The 20639-nt window shown below is 66.0% G+C and carries 17 protein-coding genes and 1 pseudogene; 13 read left to right on the top strand and 5 right to left on the bottom strand.

The window, feature by feature from the left end:
• Positions 1-77 precede the first annotated feature (77 nt).
• From ribBA to tolA, 8 genes and pseudogenes are all read left to right on the top strand, one after another.
• Positions 78-1217, top strand: a complete 1140-nt coding sequence (ribBA, locus tag ACX36O_RS02540; RefSeq protein ID WP_488360005.1) for a bifunctional 3,4-dihydroxy-2-butanone-4-phosphate synthase/GTP cyclohydrolase II — start codon at positions 78-80, stop codon at positions 1215-1217.
• 24 nt (positions 1218-1241) lie between these two features.
• Positions 1242-1724, top strand: a complete 483-nt coding sequence (ribH, locus tag ACX36O_RS02535; RefSeq protein ID WP_213358864.1) for a 6,7-dimethyl-8-ribityllumazine synthase — start codon at positions 1242-1244, stop codon at positions 1722-1724.
• A 137-nt stretch (positions 1725-1861) separates the two neighbouring features.
• Positions 1862-2314, top strand: a pseudogene (gene nusB, locus ACX36O_RS02530) (transcription antitermination factor NusB); the annotation flags it as partial.
• A gap of 90 nt (positions 2315-2404) precedes the next feature.
• Complete coding sequence (locus ACX36O_RS02525; protein ID WP_371698249.1) at positions 2405-3604, top strand: pyridoxal phosphate-dependent aminotransferase; 1200 nt, start codon at positions 2405-2407, stop codon at positions 3602-3604.
• Positions 3605-3625: 21 nt separating this feature from the next.
• Positions 3626-4036 (top strand): tol-pal system-associated acyl-CoA thioesterase, encoded by a 411-nt coding sequence (gene ybgC / locus ACX36O_RS02520; protein WP_213362599.1) that lies wholly within the window; start codon positions 3626-3628, stop codon positions 4034-4036.
• A 56-nt stretch (positions 4037-4092) separates the two neighbouring features.
• Positions 4093-4797, top strand: a complete 705-nt coding sequence (gene tolQ, locus ACX36O_RS02515; protein ID WP_371687176.1) for a protein TolQ — start codon at positions 4093-4095, stop codon at positions 4795-4797.
• 15 nt (positions 4798-4812) lie between these two features.
• Positions 4813-5232 carry a protein TolR gene (tolR, locus tag ACX36O_RS02510; RefSeq protein ID WP_371687177.1) on the top strand — a complete coding sequence of 140 codons (420 nt, stop codon included), beginning with the start codon at positions 4813-4815 and terminating at the stop codon, positions 5230-5232.
• Between the two features lie 18 nt (positions 5233-5250).
• Positions 5251-6405, top strand: a complete 1155-nt coding sequence (tolA, locus tag ACX36O_RS02505; RefSeq protein WP_371698251.1) for a cell envelope integrity protein TolA — start codon at positions 5251-5253, stop codon at positions 6403-6405.
• A 52-nt stretch (positions 6406-6457) separates the two neighbouring features.
• On the opposite strand, the gene ACX36O_RS02500 is transcribed toward tolA, so the two are convergent.
• Entirely contained in the window at positions 6458-7126 is a 669-nt protein-coding gene (locus ACX36O_RS02500; RefSeq protein WP_371687179.1) for a TetR/AcrR family transcriptional regulator, read from the bottom strand.
• A 195-nt stretch (positions 7127-7321) separates the two neighbouring features.
• Between ACX36O_RS02500 and ACX36O_RS02495 the strand changes: the two genes are divergently transcribed.
• From ACX36O_RS02495 to ACX36O_RS02480, 4 genes are read left to right on the top strand one after another with little or no spacing between them, the layout of a single operon-like run.
• Positions 7322-8884 (top strand): efflux transporter outer membrane subunit, encoded by a 1563-nt coding sequence (locus tag ACX36O_RS02495; protein WP_371687180.1) that lies wholly within the window; start codon positions 7322-7324, stop codon positions 8882-8884.
• Positions 8881-9900: an HlyD family secretion protein gene (locus ACX36O_RS02490; RefSeq protein ID WP_213358833.1), complete on the top strand. Its 1020-nt coding sequence runs from the start codon at positions 8881-8883 to the stop codon at positions 9898-9900. The genes ACX36O_RS02495 and ACX36O_RS02490 overlap by 4 nt, the downstream gene beginning before the upstream one ends.
• Positions 9901-9915: 15 nt before the next feature.
• Positions 9916-12696, top strand: coding sequence for a ribosome-associated ATPase/putative transporter RbbA (gene rbbA / locus ACX36O_RS02485; RefSeq protein ID WP_213358831.1), 2781 nt, complete (start codon positions 9916-9918; stop codon positions 12694-12696).
• Between the two features lie 2 nt (positions 12697-12698).
• Entirely contained in the window at positions 12699-13910 is a 1212-nt protein-coding gene (locus ACX36O_RS02480; RefSeq protein WP_213358829.1) for an ABC transporter permease, read from the top strand.
• A gap of 68 nt (positions 13911-13978) precedes the next feature.
• Here the strand turns inward: ACX36O_RS02480 and dnaE are convergent, their stop codons facing one another.
• The 4 genes from dnaE to ACX36O_RS02460 form a co-directional block, all read right to left on the bottom strand.
• Entirely contained in the window at positions 13979-17524 is a 3546-nt protein-coding gene (dnaE, locus tag ACX36O_RS02475; RefSeq protein ID WP_371698256.1) for a DNA polymerase III subunit alpha, read from the bottom strand.
• A gap of 49 nt (positions 17525-17573) precedes the next feature.
• Entirely contained in the window at positions 17574-17801 is a 228-nt protein-coding gene (locus ACX36O_RS02470) for a hexameric tyrosine-coordinated heme protein (protein ID WP_371687183.1), read from the bottom strand.
• 226 nt (positions 17802-18027) lie between these two features.
• On the bottom strand, positions 18028-18591 hold the full coding sequence (locus ACX36O_RS02465) for a flavodoxin family protein (protein WP_213358824.1): 564 nt from the start codon (positions 18589-18591) through the stop codon (positions 18028-18030).
• A gap of 187 nt (positions 18592-18778) precedes the next feature.
• Entirely contained in the window at positions 18779-19486 is a 708-nt protein-coding gene (locus ACX36O_RS02460) for a pirin family protein (RefSeq protein ID WP_371687184.1), read from the bottom strand.
• Positions 19487-19600: 114 nt separating this feature from the next.
• On the opposite strand from ACX36O_RS02460, the gene ACX36O_RS02455 reads away from it, so the two are divergent.
• The gene (locus ACX36O_RS02455; protein WP_213358819.1) at positions 19601-20620 is read left to right on the top strand and encodes a LysR family transcriptional regulator; all 1020 of its coding nucleotides are present in this window, start codon (positions 19601-19603) and stop codon (positions 20618-20620) included.
• Positions 20621-20639: the final 19 nt, after the last annotated feature.

Raw genomic sequence — 20639 nt, 5'->3', positions numbered from 1 at the left:
CCCCCTGTTTGCCATGCATCGGCGATAATAGACAATCCCTGCCATCCCGCAGGCACTGTTTCGAAAGCAATTGCCCCATGACAGACCAAGCTACTGTCTCTCTTTCCCCTGTTTCCATTTCTCCCGTCGAAGACATCGTGGCCGACATGCGTGCCGGCAAGATGGTGATCCTCGTGGACGAGGAAGACCGCGAGAACGAAGGCGACCTGGTACTCGCCGCCGACCATGTCACGCCCGAGGCCATCAACTTCATGGCGCGCTACGGCCGCGGCCTGATCTGCCTCACGCTCACGCGCGAGCGCTGCCTGCATCTGGGCCTGCCGCCCATGACGCAGCGCAACGGCGCCCAGCATGGCACCGCCTTCACGGTATCAATCGAAGCTGCACAAGGCGTCACCACCGGCATCTCTGCGGCCGACCGTGCCCGCACCGTGCAGGCTGCCGTGGCACCCAATGCGGTGCCGGCCGATCTGGTCCAGCCCGGCCACATCTTCCCGCTGCAGGCGGTGGATGGCGGCGTGCTGATGCGCGCCGGCCATACCGAAGCCGGTTGCGACCTGGCCGCCATGGCCGGCTGCAGCCCCACCGCCGTGATCTGCGAGATCATGAAGGACGACGGCACCATGGCCCGCCTGCCCGATCTGCAACTTTTCGCAGCCGAGCATGGCCTGAAGATCGGCACCATCGCCGACCTGATCGAGCACCGCGCCCGCCACGAATCGCTGATCCGCAAGGTCGCCAGCCGCACACTGATGACGGCGCATGGCGAATTCATGGCCCACGCCTACCAGGACATGCACGGCCACAACCTGCATCTGGCGCTGGTCAAGGGCGTCTGGAACGAAGACGACGAAGTGCCCACCCGCGTGCACGAGCCGCTGTCCGTGCTGGATGCGCTCGAAACGGGCCGCCAGATGCACAGCTGGAGCCTGGAAGACAGCCTGCGCTACATCCACGCACAACAACGCGGCGTGGTGGTGCTGCTCAACTGCGGCGAAACCGCCCAGCAACTGCTGGCCCAGTTCGACGGCACGGCTGAATCCTCGCACGCCCCCGGCAAGGGTCTGGACCTGCGCAGCTACGGCATCGGCGCGCAGATCCTGCGCGAATGCGGCGTACGCAAGCTCAACATCCTCGGCACGCCGCGCCGCATGCCCAGCATGGCCGGCTACGACTTGGAAGTGACCGGCTTCATTCCGGCCCCGCCTCAAGCCTGATTTAATGCATTACCTATACACATCATGAAAAACGCTGACAAGGGCGATCTGGACGCCATCACCAGTCAACTCAACGGCAAGAAGCTGCGCATCGGTATCGTGCAGGCGCGCTGGAACGCCGGCGTGACCGACTCCCTGGCCGAAGCCTGCCTGGGCGAGCTGATGCAGCTCGGCGTCAAGGCCAAGAACGTGACGCTGGTGCAGGTGCCCGGCGCGCTGGAAGTGCCGCTGGCGCTGCAGGCCCTGGCCGACCGTGCCGACTACGACGCGCTGATCGCGCTGGGTTGCATCATCCGCGGCGAAACCTACCACTTCGAGCTTGTAGCCAACGAATCCGGTGCGGGCGTCACCCGCATCTCGCTGGACCATGGCCTGCCGATCGCCAACGCCATCCTCACCGTCGAAAACCAGCAGCAGGCCGAAGCCCGCCAGGTGGAAAAAGGCGTGGACGCCGCCCGCGTGGCGGTGGAAATGGCACTGCTGCTCGAAACCATGGCCGGGGCCTGAGCATGACGGCGACCACTCCCAAGTCCGGCGCCGAAGATGGCGCCCTGACGCCCGAACAGGCGCTGCAGCAGGCTGTACAGCAGGACCATGCTGCCGCCGACAAGGCTGCTGCCGCGAAAAAACCTGCTGCGCCCCGCGCGCGCAAGCCCTCCAGCAAGACCGGCCGCTCGCGCGCCCGCGAGTTCATCGTGCAGGCCCTCTACCAGCATCTGGTCGGCCACAACGACGCCACGGCCATCGACCAGTTCACGCGCGAACTCACCGGTTTCCACAAGGGCGATTCGGCCCATTTCGACTCTGTCTTCCACGGCTGCGTGGAGCATGGCAAGGAACTGGACACGCTGATCGAGCCCCTGCTCGACCGCGGCTGGAAAGAAATTTCTCCGATCGAGCATGCCTGCATGTGGATCGGCGTGTACGAATTCAAGTTCTGCCCCGACGTGCCCTGGCGCGTGGTGCTGAACGAGTGCATCGAGCTGGCCAAGTCCTTCGGCGGCACCGACGGCCACAAGTATGTGAACGGCGTGCTGCACGCCCTGGCGCCGCGCCTGCGTGCCACCGAAGTCGAGCACGACCGCAGCAAGAAGTGACGCCTCGCGGCCGGCGCTGCCACAAGCGGCGCCCGGCCTGTTCCGTTCAGCCGGGCTCGCACGCGGCCCGTCCTGCCTGATGAGACCGCAATGACGCAAGCCCCCCCTCTTCGCCTGGCCAGCCGCGCCGAACGCATCGAGCCGTTCTACGTGATGGAGATCTTCAAGGCGGCGCAACAATTGCAGGCACGCCTGCCGGCCGGCGCCGATCCGCTGATCTACCTGAATATCGGCGAGCCCGACTTCACCGCACCGCCGCTGGTGGCCGAAGCCGCGGCGCGCTGCATCCGCGACGGCAACACGCAATACACCCAGTCCAACGGCCTGCCGCTGCTGCGCGAACGCATCAGCCAGTGGTATGCGCAGCGCTTTGGCGTGGACATGGATCCGGGCCGCATCGTGATCACCGCCGGCGCCTCGGCGGCGCTGCAGGTGGCCTGCCTCGCGCTGATCCAGCAGGGCGACGAGATCCTGATGCCGGATCCGAGCTATCCGAGCAACCGCCATTTCGTCAGTCTGGCCGAGGGCACGCCCAAACTGATACCGTCCGGCGCCGCCGAGCGCTTCCAGCTCAGTGCCGCCAAGGTGGCAGAACACTGGGGTGAGCACACGCGCGGCGTGATGCTGGCCACCCCGTCCAACCCGACCGGCACCTCGATCGCGCCGGAGGAACTGCGCGCCATCCACCAGTTCGTGCGCAGCAAGGGCGGCGTCACCATCGTCGATGAAATCTACCTCGGCCTGAGCTACGACGAAGCCTACAGCCACAGCGCGCTGGCGCTGGGCGAGGACGTGATCAGCATCAACAGCTTCAGCAAGTATTTCAGCATGACCGGCTGGCGCCTGGGCTGGGTGGTGCTGCCGCCGGTGCTGGCCAAGACGGTGGAATTGCTGTCGCAACACCTGTTCATCTGCCCGAGCACGGTGGCGCAGCATGCGGCCGTGGCCTGCTTCGCGCCGGAAAGCATCGCGCTGTACGAGCAGCGCCGCGCCGAATTCCAGGCCCGGCGCGACTGGTTCGTGCCGCAGCTCAACGCACTCGGCCTGCAGGTGCCGGTGATGCCCGACGGCGCCTTCTACGCCTGGGCCGACTGCAGCAGCTGGTTCGAGCGCCTGGGCGTGGACAATAGCTGGGATGCCACTTTCGCGCTGATGGAAAAGGCGCAGCTGGTGGTCACGCCGGGCCGCGACTTCGGCGTGGCCGACACCAGCCGCTTCATCCGCTTCTCCACGGCCAATGCCCTGCCGCAGTTGCAGGAGGCGGTGGAACGGCTCAAGCGCCTGCCCTGAGACACTCTGCTGCACCGCAACATCATGTTTCACTTTGACATCCGCGTTTACTGGGAAGACACCGATGCCGGCGGCATTGTCTTCTATGCTAACTATCTGAAGTTCTTCGAGCGCGCCCGCACCGAGTGGCTGCGTGCGCTCGGGGTGCAGCAGCAGGAACTGCGCGAGCGCAGTGGCGGCATGTTCGTGGTGAGCGCCACCGAGATGAAGTACCATCGTCCGGCCCGGCTGGATGACGTGCTCCATGTCACGGCCGACCCGGTGCAGATCGGCAAGGCTTCCTGCGTGATCGCGCAAACCGCCCGCCTCGGTGGCCCGGAGGGGCCGCTGCTGGCCGAAGGCAGCATCCGTATCGGCTGGGTCGATACCGCGACGATGCAGCCGGCGCGCATGCCGGCAGAGCTTCACGCCATCATGGTGGCCGGGCACTGAACCCCTTCGTGGCAGGCCGTGCCGTGCCTGCCGCACACAACGACAACAGGAATCGCATGAACGCTCAGGACATGAACATCGTGCAGCTGGTGCTCAACGCCAGCTGGGTGGTACAGGCAGTGATGCTGCTGTTGCTGGCGGTGTCCATCGCCAGCTGGGCGGCGATTTTCAGCAAGATCGGTGCTCTCAAGCGCACGCGCAGGCTCAACGATGCCTTCGAGCGCAACTTCTGGTCGGGCAGCAACCTGACCGAGCTGTACGCCGGCGCCAGCCAGAACGCCAAGCTGGCAGGCCCGACCGAACGCATCTTTGCCAGCGGCATGCGTGAATTCCTCAAGCTGCGCGAGCGCCATGTGTCCGACGCCACGCTGCTGGACGGTGCCCGCCGCGCCATGCGCGCCAGCTACCAGCGCGAGGTGGACAGCATCGAAAGCGGCATGTCCTTCCTGGCCTCGGTCGGCTCCATCTCCCCCTACGTCGGCCTGTTCGGCACGGTGTGGGGCATCATGCACGCCTTCACCGGCCTCTCCGCCATGGAACAGGTCACGCTGGCCACGGTGGCGCCCGGCATTGCCGAAGCGCTGGTGGCCACGGCGCTGGGCCTGTTTGCCGCCATTCCGGCAGTGGTGGCCTACAACTACTTCGCGCGTGACATCGACCGCGTGGCCGTATCGCAGGAAACCTTCATCGAGGAGTTTTCCAACATCCTGCAGCGCAACACCGGCGAGCAAGCTGCTGCCGGCACGGCCTCGGGCCACTGAAACGAGGAGCCTGCCATGCCCGCCCTGGTTTCCCGCGGCCGCGGACGCCGCACCATCAACGAAATCAACATGGTGCCCTTCATCGACGTGATGCTGGTGCTGCTGATCATCTTCATGGTCACCGCGCCGCTGATCCGTCCGGGCACCATCAACCTGCCCTCGGTGGCCAAGAGCAGCCAGCAGGCGGCCGACGTGGTGCAGGTGGAAATCAAGCGCGACGGCACGCTGGCGCTGCACGGCAAGACCGAAAGCAGCACGCTGCAGCTCGACAGCATTGCCACTGCGGTGCAGGAAGCCCAGGCTGGCGATCCGGCACGCCCGGTGGTGATCAGTGCCGACCGTGAGGTGCAGTACGACCAGGTGATCCAGGTAATGGACCGCCTGCGCCAGGCCGGCGTGCAGCGCATCGGTCTGGCTGCTGCTTCGCGCTCCTGAGGCGGGTGATTTGCGCTGATGCTGGATACCACTGCCCTCCGCGATGAATTTGCTCCGCCGCGCCCGCGTGGCGTTGGCAAGGCAGTGGCGCTTGCGCTGCTGGTGCATGTGGGTCTGGTCGGGCTGCTGGCGCTGGGGGTGAACTGGAAGTCGGATCCGCAGACGGCCGTGTATGACGCCGAAATCTGGGACATGACGCCTTCGCAGGAAGGCGGGCCCAAGGGCCCTGCAGTACCCGCCAAAGAGCCGGAAGCGCGGAGCGAGGGGGACACGGCCAATGCCGACGAGGCAATCCGCGTGGCCCGCGAACAGCAGGCGCGCCAGGCGGCCGAGCAAGCCATGGCACGGCGTGCCGAGCAAGCCGCCCAACGCCAGCAGGAAGCGGAGCGCCGTCTGGCCGAACAGCAGCAACAGGCAGAAGAACGCCAGCGCCAGGCGCAGCAGCGCGCCGAACAGGCCCGTGAAGCGCGTCAGCGCGAACAGGAAGCGGAAATTGCCCAGCGCAAGCGCGACGCGCAGAAGCAGCAGGAACAAGTGCAGGCGGAACGGCGCAAGCAGGAAGCCGAGCGCCAGGCCCGCCAGCAGGCGGTGAAGGATCAGGCGAGAGCGCAGGCGGAAGCGCGCGTGAAAGCCCAGCAGGAGGCGAGGGCTGCGGCACAAGCCAGGGCGCAACAGGATGCCAGGGCCGCAGCGCAGGCCAAGGCGGATGCCGCTGCGAAAGCAAAGGCCGACGCAGCCGCAAAGGCGCAAGCTGCCAAGGAGGCCGCCGCCAAACGGGAGGCAGACGCGGCACGCGCAGCCCAACTGGATCGCCTGCAGAAGCTGGCCGGCGCTGCCGGAGGTGGCGGCTCGAACTCCGCCAAAGGCGCCACCGGCAGCGGCAAGGACGCCAAGTCGCGCGGCGGCCCCTCCTCTGGCTACGCGGCCAAGGTCCGCGCCAAGGTGCGCCCCAACATCACTTACAACGATGACGAAGGCGACAGTCCGCGCACCGACGTGGAAGTGCGTGCCGCGCCCGACGGCACCATCACCGCGCGTCGCATCATCCGTTCCAGCGGCAACCGCAGCTGGGACCAGGCCGTGCTGCGTGCCATCGACAAGACCGACACGCTGCCCAAGGATATCGATGGCAGCGTGCCGTCACCCATCGTGATCGAGTTCCGCTTGCGGTAATTCGGGTTGCCCTCCCGTTGCGGGTAGCCGCGACCATGCCGCGCTGGCGTGCCTATGGCAGCGCATCCGGAAAATGCCCCTGCAGGATCAATCGCAGCGAGTGCAGGATCGCCTGGCGATCCACCTCTTCCCCGGCCAGTTGCGCAATCATCGGCACCGCCCCCAGCGTGGTACTGAGCGCCCCCAGCAGCAGAAAATGGAACACCGCCGGATGCGGACTGAGCAGCACGCGCTGCTCGATGGCCTGCTGCCATAGCGGCGCACAGATCGCATAGCAAGGTTGCACCAGCCGTTCGGTCAGATACTGCAGACGCCGCCCCGAGTGCCCCAGTTCCCGCTGGATGAAGCGGAACAGCGCGCGCTGCTGATCAGCCAGATCGATGAAGAAGTCAACCGCATCATGCACCCGCTGCAGCAGGGGGGATGGCGCATCCACGATCCCCTGCAACACCGGAAGCAGAGGTTTCTGGCGCTCTGCCACCGCATCCACAGCCGCATGCCACAGTCGCTGCTTGGAACCGAAATGGTGCGAGACCAGCGCCGGATCCAGCCCTGCCAACTCCGCGATGGCGCGCAGGCTGGCGGGCTCGAAGCCCTGGAAGCCAAATACTTCCTCTGCAGCCTGCAGCAGGCGCTGGCGCCCGTCCTCGCCGGCAGAACTGGCCGGTCGGCCGGGCCGACGATGGACGGAAGGGGTATCACGGGCAGCAGCAGCAGACACGGTTTCTCCCTCTGATATATTCAATGGTCGTTGAATTATGCCGCATATATGGATTATGATATGCATCGATAGTTGCCATTTTGGTAGCAAGGTGTCTGGGGTGCACAGCTTTTTTCTGTCGCGCTTCAGGCTCCCGTTCCCGCCGTGCTGTTGCACAGTGCCGGCAACCGGGTTTCCCCAAGATCAAGAGACATCATGAACTTGCCCTTGCGTTCCTGCCCCCCGCCGAATCGTCTGCTGCTGGCCGCACTCACATCGCTGGCGCTGGTCGGCGGTATTGCCGGCTGTGCCGCCCCTGCCCAACCCGAACAAGCCCTGACGCCGCTTCCGTACCGGTATCCGGAGCTGCCGGGATCCGGGCTGTCCGCTGCGGCCGCGTTGCCCACCCTGGACTGGGCCGAGCTGATCGCCGACCCCGACCTGCAGCGCCTGCAACAGGCCGCCCTGGCCTACAACAGCGACTTGCGCGTGGCCGCCATGCGCGTGGAGGAGGCGCGCGCGGCCGCCGGCCTGCAGCGCGCCACCACCCTGCCGATGATCGGCCTGTCCGCCCAGGGCGTGCGTGCGCGCACCGAATTGCCGCTGGACCAGATCGACCTCTCCAATGCCGGTCTGCCACCCCAGCTGGCGGTGCCGCTGGAAAATGCCCTGCACCAGGCCGAGCGCGAGCGCATCCTCTCGACCTATTCGGCCGGCGTCATCATGCCCAGCTACGAGATCGACTTCTGGGGCAAGGTGCGCGCCATGAATCAGGCCGCGCGCGACCGCTATCTGGCCAGTGCCGAGGCGCAGCAATCCTTCCGCACCGCCCTGCTGGCGCTGGTGACCGACAGCTGGCTGCAGGGGCTGGAACTGCAGGAACGCCTGCAGCTGGCGCGCCAGACCCTGGCCAACAGCGAGGAAAGCCACCGCATCATGCGGCGACGCAAGGAGGTGGGCCTGATCTCCGACATGGAACTGCGCCAGACGGAAACGCTGGTTGCCTCCACGCGCAGCGACCTGGCGACGCTGGAGCGCCAGGTTGCCGCCAACCGTGCTTTGCTGACCCAGCTCACCCATGTCATCGAGGTGCCGCGTGCCCGCACGACTCGCCCGCTGAGCCGGATCGAGGACCGCAATCTGCCGGCCGGCCTGCCGTCCGAACTGCTCACGCGCCGGCCCGACATCCGGGCAGCAGAACTGCAGCTGCAGGCGGCACGCGGCAATGTCACGGCTGCACGCAAGGCCTTCCTGCCCAGCATCACCCTCACCGCCGGCGGCGGCATCGCCAGCAACGCGCTGGAGAGCCTGTTCAGCAACAACTACGGCACCTGGCTGTTCATGCCGCGCATCAGCCTGCCGATTTTCGATGGCGGCCGCCGGCAGGCCAATCTGGATCTGGCCGAGGCACGCAAGCACCAGGCGGTGGCGCAGTACGAAAGCGTGATCCGCAATGCCTTCCGCGAAGTATCCGAACTGCTTGCCGCCCGCCACTGGCTGGCCGTGCAGGAGCGCGACGTGCGCCAGCTGCTGGCCGCGCAGACCGACCGCGCCTTTCTGGCCCGGCGGCGCTACGAACGTGGCTACAGCAGCTACTTTGAAGTGCTCGATGCCGAACGCTCGCGCTTTGCCACCGAGCAGAGTCTGGTGCAGCTGCGCCGCGCCCGCCTGAGCAGCCTGGTGGGCCTGTACAAGGCGCTTGGCGGCGCGCAGACGCAGCCTCTGGCCCGGCCCTCCAGCCCCTCTTCTCCCCCCACCCAGGAAGGAACCCCGTCATGAGCCCGAGAATCAAGCAATGGTCGATCGCCTCCGCCGTCGTGGCGCTGCTGGCCGGAGGCGGCTGGTGGTACTGGCAGCAACAGCAGGCCGGCAAGGAAACCGAGGGCTTTGCCTCCGGCAACGGGCGCATCGAGGCCACCGAGGTGGACATCTCGGCGAAGATGCCGGGGCGCGTCAAGGACATCCTGGTGAACGAGGGCGATTTGGTCAAGAGCGAGCAGGTGGTGGCCCATATCGATGCCAGCGCCATGCAGGCGCAACTGGATCAGGCCCAGGCCCAGCTGCACAAGGCGCGTGCCGATCTGGTCACGGCCCAGGCCGTGGTGCGACAGCGTGAAAGCGAACGCGCGATGGCGCGCAAAACGCTGGAGCGCACGCAGTCGCTGCTGGCCGATCGCGCCATCTCGCAGCAGCAGGTCGACGAGGACCGCACCCGCGTGAACAGCATGGACGCGGCTTTGACCGTCGCACGCTCGCAGGTGAAGCAGGCGCAGGCCGGCATCGCCGCCTCCGAAGCCGGCGTCGTGCGGCTGCAGAGCGAACTCAATGACACCGAACTGCGCGCGCCGCGCGACGGCCGCATCCAGTACCGGGTGGTGCAGCCGGGCGAAGTGGTGGGCGCCGGCGGCAAGGTGCTCAGCATGCTCGACCTCAACGATGTCTACATGGGCTTTTTCCTGCCCGAGCAACTCGCGGGGCAGGTCGGCCTGGGCAGCGAAGTGCGCATCGTGCTCGATGCCGCTCCGCAGTTCGTGATTCCGGCCCGGATCAGCTATGTGGCCAGCGTGGCGCAGTTCACTCCCAAATCGGTGGAAACGCACAACGAGCGCCAGAAGCTGATGTTCCGCGTCAAGGCGCGCATCGATCCGGCCTTGCTGCAGAACTACCAGCAGAGCGTCAAGTCCGGCTTGCCCGGCGTGGCCCATGTGCGCCTGAGCGCGCAACATGAGTGGCCGCAACAGCTGCAGGTGAAGCTGCCGCCCGCCACGGCCGCCCAGGCGGCTGCCAGCCACTAAGGCGGAACCGAGGGCATGACAGCACTCCAGGCACATCCCCCTGCAGTGGTCGCGCGCCTGCGCCAGCTGACCCACCGCTACGGCAGCACGCTGGCCAACAACGGCATCGACCTGGACATTCCCGCTGGCTGCATGGTCGGCCTGATCGGTCCCGATGGCGTGGGCAAGTCCACCCTGCTCGGGCTGGTTGCGGGGGCGCGCAAGATCCAGCAGGGCCAGGTCATGGTACTGGACGGGGACATGGCCGAGGCCGAACACCGGCGCGTCAGCTGCAGCCGCATTGCCTACATGCCGCAGGGCCTGGGGCGCAACCTGTATCCGACGCTGTCGGTGTTCGAGAACATCGACTTTTTCGGCCGCCTGTTCGGCCTGAGTGCCGGCGAGCGCAAACAGCGCACCGCTGCCCTGCTCGCCAGCACCGGCATGTCCGCTTTTGCCGGCCGGCCGGCGCAGAAGCTGTCTGGCGGCATGAAGCAGAAGCTGGGCCTGTGTTGCGCGCTGATTCACGACCCCGACCTGCTGATCCTGGACGAGCCGACCACCGGCGTCGACCCGCTCTCGCGTCGCCAGTTCTGGGAGCTGATCGCGCGCATTCGCAGCGAGCGTCCGCAGATGAGCGTCATCGTCGCCACGGCCTACATGGAAGAGGCCGAGCAATACGACTGGCTGGTGGCCATGGATGCCGGCCGGATTCTCGCCACAGGCACACCGCAGGAGCTGCTGCAGCGCACCGGCAGCCAGGATCTGGAGCAGGCCTTCCTGCGGCTGTTGCCGCCCGAGCGGCTGCAGGGCCATCAGGCGCTGGTGATTCCGCCGCTGCCGCAGGGCGAACAGGAGGTGGTGATCGACGCCCGCGGGCTGCGCATGCAGTTCGGCGATTTCGTGGCGGTGGACGATGTGACCTTGCAGGTGGGGCGCGGCGAAATCTTCGGCTTCCTGGGCAGCAATGGCTGCGGCAAGTCCACCACCATGAAAATGCTGACCGGCCTGCTCGAACCCAGCGCCGGCGAGGCCCTGCTGCTGGGCCAGCGCATGGATGCCAGCAATATGGCCACGCGCCGCCGCGTCGGCTACATGTCGCAGGCGTTTTCGCTCTACACCGAGCTGTCGGTGCGGCAGAACCTGCAATTGCATGCGCGCCTGTTCCACCTCCCTGCCGACACGGTGCCGGCACGGATTGACGAACTGGCCCGCCGTTTCGCGCTGACCGAAGTGCTGGACCAGCAGCCGGACCGGCTGCCGCTGGGCATCCGTCAGCGGCTGCAGCTGGCAGTGGCGGTACTGCACCACCCGGACGTGCTGATTCTGGACGAGCCGACCTCGGGCGTGGACCCGGTGGCGCGGGATGCGTTCTGGGCCCTGATGGTCGACCTGTCGCGCCGCGATGGCGTCACCATTTTCATCTCCACCCACTTCATGAACGAGGCCCAGCGTTGCGACCGCATGTCGTTGATGCATGCGGGCCGCATCCTCGCCAGCGACACCCCCGAAGCGCTCACCCGCGCCCGCGGTGCCGCCACGCTGGAAGAAGCCTTCATCGGCTATCTGGAAGATGCGATTGCGGAGCAGGAACAGGCCGGGGCACCCGCATCCGCACCGGCCGCGCCGGCTCCCGAGGCGCCTCCCACGCAGCCGTCTGCTGCAGCACCGGCCCCTCCGGCCAGACCGCCACGCTTCAGCCTGCAGCGCCTGCTGAGCTACAGCTTCCGCGAAATGCTGGAACTGCGGCGCGACCCGATCCGGCTCGCCATGGCCCTGCTGGGCAGCGTGCTGCTGATGCTGGTGATGGGCTACGGCATCACCATGGACGTGGAGCACCTCAATTACGCGGTCTACGACCAGGACCAGAGCCGCCTGAGCCAGGATTACACGCTGCAGCTGGCGGGCTCGCGCTATTTCAACGAGCGCCCGCCCATCAGCAGCCCGCAGGAGCTCGATGCGCGCATGCAGTCGGGTGAACTGGCGCTGGCGATCGAGATTCCGCCCGGCTTCGGGCGGGACCTGATGCGCGGCGCCCGGCCCGAAATCGGCGCCTGGGTCGACGGCGCCATGCCGCTGCGCGGCGAAACCATCCGCGGCTACGCCACCGGCATGCACCTGCATACGCTGTCGCAGTGGATGCAGCAGTTCAGCGGCCACACGCTGGCCCTGCCGGCCAACGTGGCGGTGCGCTACCGCTACAACCCCGACCTCAAGAGCATGGTCGCGATGGTTCCAGCCGTCATTCCGATGCTGCTGATCTTCATCCCGGCCATGCTGATGGCCCTCGGGGTGGTGCGCGAAAAGGAACTGGGCTCCATCATCAACATGTACACCACGCCGGTCACCAAGCTGGAATTCCTGCTCGGCAAGCAGCTGCCCTACATCGGTCTGGCGCTGATGAGCTTCGTGCTGCTGTTCCTGCAGGCGCTGGTGCAGTTCCGCATCCCGTTCAAGGGCGGCCTACTGGCCTATCTGGCCGGCACCGTGATCTACGTGATGGCCACCACCAGCCTCGGCCTGCTGGCCTCCACGCTCACGCGCAGCCAGGTCGCGGCCATTGCCGGCACTGCCATTGCCACCATGATTCCGGCCATCCAGTACTCCGGCGTGATCGACCCAGTTTCGTCACTGCACGGCCTGGGCAAGCTGATCGGCAGCGTATACCCCACGACGCACTATCTCACCATCAGCCGCGGCACCTTTGCCAAGGCGCTGGACTTCGGTGACCTGCTCGGCGCCTTCTGGCCCCTGCTGCTGGCCGTGCCGGTGCTCACGCTGCTGTCGTGGCTGCTGCTGAAGAAACAGGAGGCCTGACCATGCCCCGCCCGAATTCCGCTCCTGCCCCCACGCCACCCGCTGCGTCTTCAGGCCAGCCCCGGACCGCCGGCCGCCACGGCGTGGGCGAGGGCCTCAGGAACGTGTACTTTCTCGGCATCAAGGAGTTCTACAGCCTGCTGCGCGACTACGCCCTGCTGTTCGTGATCGTGTTCATGTTCACGGGAGCGGTGCTGGCCGATGCCCGTGCCAAGCCGGACAGCCTGAGCAACGCGGCCATCGCGGTGGTGGACGAAGACCAGTCCGCGCTCTCGCAGCGCCTGATCGACGCCCTGCAGCCGCCCTACTTCTCGCCACCGCGCCTGATCAGCCGTGCCGACATCGACCGCGGCATGGACATGGGGCTGGACACCTTCGTGCTGAACATTCCCCCGAACTTCCAGCGCGACGTGGTCAATGGCCGCAGTCCGTCCATCCAGCTCAACGTGGATGCCACGCGCCAGAGCCAGGCGCTGGTGGGTTCGACCTACATCGAGAACATCCTGGCCTCGGAGGTGCTGGCCTGGATGAGCGGCCACCGCAGCAATGACCTGCCACTGCCGGCGCGCCTCGTCACCCACGTCAAGTTCAACCCGAACCTGTATGCCTCGTGGTTTGGCGGCATTACCAGCATCATCAACAACCTGACGGTGCTGTCCATCGTGCTGGCCGGTGCCGCCCTGATTCGCGAGCGCGAACACGGCACCATCGAGCACCTGCTGGTGATGCCGGTGACGCCGCTGGAAATCATGCTCAGCAAGGTGTGGAGCATGAGCGTAGTGGTGCTCTGCGGCGGTCTGTTTGCGCTGCTGGTGATGGTGCGCGGCGTGCTGGGGGTGCATGTGAGCGGCTCGATTCTGCTGTTTGCGGCGGGCACCCTGCTGTACCTGTTTTCCACCACCTCGCTCGGCATTTTCCTGGGCACCATCGCGCGCAGCATGCCGCAGTTCGGCCTGCTGGTGATTCTGGTGCTGCTGCCGCTGATCGTGCTTTCCGGCGCCATCACGCCGACCGAAAGCATGCCGGAACTGGTGCGCTACGTGATGTCTCTGGCGCCCACCATCCACTTCGTGGCGTTTGCGCAAGGGGTGCTGTTCCGCGGCGCCGGGCTGGCCACGATGTGGCCCACGCTGCTGGCGATTGCGGTGACCGGCTCGGTGTTCTTCTGGGTGGCGAGCGCCCGTTTGCGCCGGACTATCGGGCAGATGGGCTGAAGCCGGCTGTCGGCTGTCGGCTATCGGCACTCGACCAGCTCGCCTGCGGCGTCCTGCCCCGGGGCGTTTTACGCTTCGTAGACCACCTGCACCTTCCCTTCCGGGAACAATGCCGTCCAGGCGGAGAGCGCCGCATCGCTCGGATAGAAACGCGAGGCTTCCCCCAGCTTCAGTTGCCCCTGCAATCGCTCGTCAGGCTGCATGTCTTCCGCCCCGCTCACGCTCAACTGCAATCGCACCGGCAACCCGCGACTGATCTCATCCCCGTCATCCAGCACCTGCCGCTTGGGCGGATGCTGCTGCAGCACGGCCTGCAGTTGCGGCCCATCGCCACTGCCATTCAACGCCACCTGCGCCAGCAGATACTTGCCAAAGCGGCAGCGCGCCGCCGGCAGATCCCAGACCTGCTGCACATTCAGCCGCATCCCGCCACTGAAACGGTCGAAGCGAGGCACCGCCTGCAGAATCACCAGCGCATCGTCCTTGAGCAAACCCGGCTGCCCCGCCCAGATGCCCTCGTCCGCACTGGCCTCGATCACGCCCGACTTGTCATCCAGCTTGAACAGCGCCAGCTTGCCGCTGCGCCCGTTGATGACGCGGAAGTCGCTCACGATGCCGGCCAGCAGTTGCGGATCGCGGCTGTCGATCAGGTCGTCGATCTTCAGGCGCGCAAAGCGGCGCACCTCGGTTTCGTTCTCGTCGAACAGGTGGCCGGACAGGTAAAAGCCGATGGCGGTCTTTTCCTGCACCAGCCGGTCCTTGATGCCCCAGGGCGTGGCCTGCACCAGCGGCGGCTCATCGGTGCTGCTGCCGGGGCCGTCCAGCATGTCGAACAGGCCGCCCTGGTTGGCGTTGGCGGCCTGGGTGGCGGCAAATTCGAAGGCCAGGTCAATGCTGGCGATCAGCGCGGCGCGGTTCAGGTGCAGGTTGTCAAAAGCACCGCCCTTGATCAGCGCCTCCACCGTGCGCTTGTTCAGGCGCGTGCGATCCACCCGGTTGCAGAAGTCGAACAGGCTGGTGAAGGCACCGCCCTCCTCGCGCGCCGTGACGATGGCGTTAATGGCGTTCTCGCCGGTGCCCTTGATGGCGCCCAGGCCGTAGCGGATCACCTTGTCGGTCACCGGCTCGAAGCGGTAGTTGCTGCGGTTGACGTCGGGCAGCTCGAAGCTCAGGCCCATCTTCTGCGCATCCTCGAACAGCACCTTGAGCTTGTCGGTGTTGTCCATTTCCACGGTCATGTTGGCGCAGAAGAATTCGGCCGTGTAATGCACCTTGAGCCAGCCGGTCTGGTAGGCCAGCAGCGAGTAGGCGGCGGCGTGCGACTTGTTGAAGCCGTAGCCTGCGAACTTCTCCATCAGGTCGAAGATCTCGTCGGCCTTCTGCTCGCTGATGCCGTTCTCGGCCGCACCCTTGCGGAAGATCAGGCGGTGTTCGGCCATCTCCTCGGCCTTCTTCTTGCCCATGGCGCGGCGCAGCAGGTCGGCGCCGCCCAGCGTGTAGCCGCCGAGGATCTGCGCCGTCAGCATCACCTGTTCCTGATACACCATGATGCCGTAGGTCTCGCTTAGCATGTCGGCCACCAGCGGATGCGGATATTCGACCTCCTCGCGCCCGTGCTTGCGCGCCACGAAGCTGGGAATCAGGTCCATCGGGCCGGGACGGTACAGCGCGTTCAGCGCGATCAGGTCTTCCAGCCGCGTCGGACGCGCGTCGCGCAACATGCCCTGCATGCCGCGGCTTTCAAACTGGAACACGGCTTCGGTCTTGCCATCCTGGAATAGCTGGTAGGTCGGCTTGTCGTCCAGCGGAATGTCGTCGAAGCTGAAGTTTTCGCGCCCCTTGTGGCGCTTCTGGATGAACTCGCGCGCCAGTTCCATGATGGTGAGCGTGGCCAACCCCAGAAAGTCGAACTTGACCAGGCCGACGGCTTCCACGTCGTCCTTGTCATACTGACTCACGGCCGAATCGCTGCCAGGCTGCTGGTACAGCGGGCAGAAATCGGTAAGCTTGCCCGGAGCGATCAGCACGCCGCCCGCGTGCATGCCGATATTGCGCGTCATGCCTTCGAGCTTCTGCGCCAGCTCAATCAGGGTCTTGACTTCGTCGTCGTTCTCGATGCGCTCGGCCAGTTGCGGCTCAGCGGCAATGGCGTATTTTTCCTTGTCGTCGTCCGACAGATCCGGCGGCGGATACTGGATGGTGACCGGCTTGCCGGGCTTGTTCGGAATCAGCTTGCTGATGCCGTCGCAGAAGGTGTAGCTCAGGTCCAGCACGCGGCCCACGTCTCGGATGGCGGCGCGCGCGGCCATGGTGCCGAAGGTGGCAATCTGGCTCACGGCGTCACGGCCGTACTTGTCCTTCACGTAGTCGATCACGCGATCGCGGTTGGTCTGGCAGAAGTCGATGTCGAAGTCGGGCATGGACACCCGCTCCGGGTTCAGGAAACGCTCGAACAGCAGGTTGTATTCGAGCGGATCCAGGTCCGTGATTTTTAGTGCGTAGGCCACCAGCGAGCCGGCACCGGAGCCACGGCCCGGCCCCACCGGGCAGCCATTTTGCTTGGCCCAGACGATGAAGTCCTGCACGATCAGGAAGTAGCCGGGAAAGCCCATCTTCAGGATGGTGCCGATCTCGAACTCCAGCCGCTCCACGTAGCGCGGACGCGCCGCCTCGCGCTTGGCCGGATCCGGGTACAGGTGCTGCAGACGCTGCTCCAGCCCCTCGAACGACAGGTGGCGGAAGTATTCTTCCGTGGTCATCCCGTCCGGGATCGGATACAGCGGCAGCTGGGGTTTTCCAAGCGTCAGCGTCAGATGGCTGCGCTTGGCGATTTCCAGCGTGTTGGCAATGGCCGAGGGAATATCGGCAAACAGCGCCTGCATCTGTTCGGAGCTGTAGAAATACTGCTGGTGCGTGAAGCGGCGCTTGCGCCGCTGGTTGCCGAGGATTTCGCCTTCGGCAATGCAGACGCGCGCCTCGTGCGCTTCGAACTCCTCAGCGGTGAGGTACTGCACCGGGTGCGTGGCCACTACCGGCAGCTGCATGCGCTGCGCCAGTTGCACGGCGGCCACCACGTGCGGCTCGTCGGTGCTGCGGCCGGCGCGTTGCAGCTCCAGATAGAAACGGTTGGGGAAAGCGGCCACGCATTGCATGGCAATCGCATGCGCCTGCGCCATGTCGCCCGCCAGCAGCGGCGCGCCCAGCGGACCAGCCTGCGCGCCCGACAGCAGGATCAGGCCCTCGGCCAGCTCCTGCACCCATTCCCAGCGCAACGTGGCCTGGGCCTTGTTGCCCACGCTGCGCCAGCCGCGCGAGAGCAGTTCGCACAGGTTGAGATAGCCCTGCGTGTTCTGCGTGAGCAGCAGCATGCGCGGCAGCGGCTTGTCCTTGGCAGGCGGCACCAGGTCCTCGATCATGACCTCGGCGCCCAGAATCGGCTGCACGCCCTTCTTCTGCGCTGCCTTGTAGAACTTGACAGCGCCGAACAGATTGTTCAGGTCGGTCAGCGCCAGCGCGGGCTGGCCATCCTTCGCAGCCGCCGCGACGGCATCGTCCACACGGACAGTGCCGTCAACAACGGAGAATTCGGAATGGAGGCGCAGGTGGACAAACATCGGGGCATTTTAGCCGCCGGGGTCGGTCAGGGGCGCCCCGTACCGAATGTCACTTGCGCCAGTAATTGTTGGCCGCCGCCACCGTCTGGAAGTTGAGCGCCACCACGTGCGATGCCGCCGTCAGGCCTTCCGCCGAATTGGCGTAATGCGCCCGCAGCTCCTTCAGCACCTCGGGGTCGGGCTGAGTGTATTTCACACCACGACGGCTGAGGGTGATGGCGAGTTCAAACCCCTGTTGCGGGGTTTCGGTGATCAGGGAGTCGAGCCAGATATCCATGGGAATCTCCTTGCACGCAGTGTCTGCCGATAGGTGAAAGCCATGGTACCCCGCATGCGCCGTGCCGTCGCCCAATGCACCTAGTGCGAGCGGTGGCATCGTTCCGCAAGGATGGGGCGGGAATCTTCAGGCGACTCGACAGCTTGCTGCGGGTGCCCATTGCCCTGCGCGGCAGTGGCAGGAAGTGGGCAGCAGGCGAAACTGCCCTCACCTCCGTGCGAGGCTGTTACCCCTGCTTCCAGCGCACCGCAGCAGCCAGCACACGCTCGCCGTACATCCGCGCCGTGTCCAGGTCGCCCTGCGCCATTTCGCCCACGCCCGCATCCGACGGGGTGGTGGCCAGCGCACCGGCATAGCCGCCGACGTAGTTGGGATCGTTGCGGCCGGCAGCCTTGCTGTTGGACGGCATGATGCCCAGGCTGACCCACAGGCCGCCGTGCTGCGCCGCCAGCGTCATGAAATAGCCGATGGTCTCGCCCTTGTCGCCGTTCATGGTGGCGCTGTTGGTGAAGCCGCCGAACAGCTTGTCTTTCCACAAGCCCGCAAACCACTGCTTGGAGGTGGCGTCGGCAAACTTCTTGAACTGCCAGCTCGGGCCGCCCATATAGGTCGGGGCACCGAAGATGATGGCATCGGCCTGATTCAGTTCTTCCCAGGCGGGCGGCGGCAGGTTGCCGTCGGCATCGATGGCAAGGACGCGCGCCTGCGCGCCATCGGCCACGGCATGCGCCATGCGCTGGGTGTGGCCGTAGCCGGAATGGTAGACAACAACAACGTTGGGGTGACTCATGTTTTTTGCTCCTGATCAACCGGCAAGCATAGCAAGAATGCGTGAAGGCCTGATGGCCTCACCAATCGGGTGGACCATTCCCTCAGTGCCTAGGCAGGGGTTCAAACCAATGCCTCACCCACGCGTCAGGCAAGGCGAGCATCCAGGCTCAGGCAACCGGCGCCCAATGCGGCCAGAAAGGGAAAAATCACGCGGCCAGATCGAAGACCAGCACCTCGGCAGCGCGTGCGCCATCGAGCTGGATGCGGGTTTCATCGGCAAGGAAAGCGGTATCGCCGGTGTGCAACTGCTGGCCATTGACTTGCAGCGAGCCGCGCGCCACGAATACCGCAGCCTTGCGCCCCTCGGCCAGAACGAGTTCGGCCGTATCGGCACCGTCCAGCAGGCCGGCATGGATGGCTGCGTCGGCGTGCAGCGGCATCACTTCGGGCAGATTGCGCGAGGCCGGGGCCGCGAGCAGCTTCAATTGGCCGCGTGCCGCTTCCAGACCGGTATCGCGCTGGGCGTAGCCAGGAGGCAGCTGCTGCGCAGCCGGCTCGATCCAGATCTGCAGGAAATGCGTCTGGCCCTGGCGGTTGGCGTTATGTTCGCTGTGCAGCACGCCGGTGCCGGCCGTCATGCGCTGGATCTGCCCCGGCACGATGGTGGTGGTATTGCCCATGCTGTCGGCGTGCGTCAGCGCACCTTCCAGCACATAGCTCACGATCTCCATGTCGCGGTGGCCGTGGCGGCCAAAGCCGGTACCGGGATCGATGCGGTCTTCGTTGATCACGCGCAGATTGCCCCAGCCCATCCAGCGCGGGTCGTAGTATTCGGCAAAGGAAAACAAGTGCCAGCTGTCGAGCCAGCCGTGTTGGGCATGGCCGCGTTCATGGGCACGTCGGATAGTAAACATGGTCATCTCCTGAACAAGGAGGCAGGTAGCGCCCTGCCAATGCCTCTACTGTAGGTTGCGCACCCTCCAAAAACAGCGCATGATATTGACGTTCTTCATCAAATTTTTTGAACCATGCCGCAATCCGCCATTCAGGACAGCCTCAGCCCTTCCAACCTGCGCATGCTGCAGGCGGTGGCCGAACACGGCAGTTTTGCTGCGGCTGCGCGTGCCCTGGATCTGGTGCCCAGCGCCCTGAGTTACCGCATCCGCCAGATGGAAGAGGCACTCGACGTGCTGCTGTTCGACCGGCAGGGGCGCCAGGCCACCCCCACCGCAGCGGCCTGCGAGTTGCTGCACGAAAGCCGCCTGCTGCTCGCCGAGGTGGACCGCATTGCCCACCGCGTGCAGCGCGTCGCCACCGGCTGGGAGCCGCAACTCACCATCGTGATCGAGGACTTGCTGGACATGGGGACGGTGTTCGAGTTGTGCGAGGCGTTCTACACCCTGGGCGCACCCACCCGACTCAAGCTGCGCTCCGAAGTGATGACCGGCACTTTCGAAGCACTCACCAGCGGCCAGGCCGACCTGGCCCTGGGCGTGCTGCTCGACAGCGGCTGGACCGACCGCCTGATCGAACACCGCCCGCTCGGGCATATCGACTTCATCTACGCGGTGGCCCCCCATCACCCGCTCGCTGACATCACCACGCCGCTGACGCCACAGGACATGCAGCCCTACCGCGCCGTTGCCGTGGCCGACACCGTGCACCGCAACAACAGCCGCACCGTCGGCCTGATCGCGGGACAGGATGTACTGACCGTTCCCGACATGGGCGCCAAAATCGAGGCGCAGGTGCGTGGTCTGGGTGTGGGCTACGTGCCCGTCACGCGCGTGCAGGCCCAGCTGCAGAGCGGCCTGCTGGTGCAGAAGGCCCTGGCCCAGCCCCGGCGCGACACGCATTTCAACAGCCACTACGCCTGGCATCGCGGCAAGCAGCGGCACGGTCAGGCACTGCAATGGTGGCTGCGGCAACTCCAGAGCCCCGTCACACGCCAGGCGCTGCTGCAGGGGCGAACGCTGGAGGCGGCTCTGCCTGTGCGTGCGACGGATGCCGAACCGGCCGGCATGCCGCCAGCTGCCCGCCCCGCCTGAAGGTCTGCTGCCACGCGCG

It is taken from the genome of Brachymonas sp. KE5 (assembly GCF_057773645.1).
The sequence above is the reverse complement of the archived record's forward strand: the minus strand, read 5'-3'. Positions and strand labels throughout refer to the sequence as shown.

Bases quoted from the DNA above. Each gene is read 5' to 3' on its own strand.
- ribBA (WP_488360005.1), top strand. From the start codon at position 78: ATGACAGACCAAGCTACTGTCTCTCTTTCCCCTGTTTCCATTTCTCCC.
- ribH (WP_213358864.1), top strand. From the start codon at position 1,242: ATGAAAAACGCTGACAAGGGCGATCTGGACGCCATCACCAGTCAACTC.
- ACX36O_RS02525 (WP_371698249.1), top strand. From the start codon at position 2,405: ATGACGCAAGCCCCCCCTCTTCGCCTGGCCAGCCGCGCCGAACGCATC.
- tolQ (WP_371687176.1), top strand. From the start codon at position 4,093: ATGAACGCTCAGGACATGAACATCGTGCAGCTGGTGCTCAACGCCAGC.
- tolR (WP_371687177.1), top strand. From the start codon at position 4,813: ATGCCCGCCCTGGTTTCCCGCGGCCGCGGACGCCGCACCATCAACGAA.
- tolA (WP_371698251.1), top strand. From the start codon at position 5,251: ATGCTGGATACCACTGCCCTCCGCGATGAATTTGCTCCGCCGCGCCCG.
- ACX36O_RS02495 (WP_371687180.1), top strand. From the start codon at position 7,322: ATGAACTTGCCCTTGCGTTCCTGCCCCCCGCCGAATCGTCTGCTGCTG.
- ACX36O_RS02490 (WP_213358833.1), top strand. From the start codon at position 8,881: ATGAGCCCGAGAATCAAGCAATGGTCGATCGCCTCCGCCGTCGTGGCG.
- rbbA (WP_213358831.1), top strand. From the start codon at position 9,916: ATGACAGCACTCCAGGCACATCCCCCTGCAGTGGTCGCGCGCCTGCGC.
- ACX36O_RS02480 (WP_213358829.1), top strand. From the start codon at position 12,699: ATGCCCCGCCCGAATTCCGCTCCTGCCCCCACGCCACCCGCTGCGTCT.
- dnaE (WP_371698256.1), bottom strand. From the start codon at position 17,524: ATGTTTGTCCACCTGCGCCTCCATTCCGAATTCTCCGTTGTTGACGGC.
- ACX36O_RS02470 (WP_371687183.1), bottom strand. From the start codon at position 17,801: ATGGATATCTGGCTCGACTCCCTGATCACCGAAACCCCGCAACAGGGG.
- ACX36O_RS02465 (WP_213358824.1), bottom strand. From the start codon at position 18,591: ATGAGTCACCCCAACGTTGTTGTTGTCTACCATTCCGGCTACGGCCAC.
- ACX36O_RS02460 (WP_371687184.1), bottom strand. From the start codon at position 19,486: ATGTTTACTATCCGACGTGCCCATGAACGCGGCCATGCCCAACACGGC.
- ACX36O_RS02455 (WP_213358819.1), top strand. From the start codon at position 19,601: ATGCCGCAATCCGCCATTCAGGACAGCCTCAGCCCTTCCAACCTGCGC.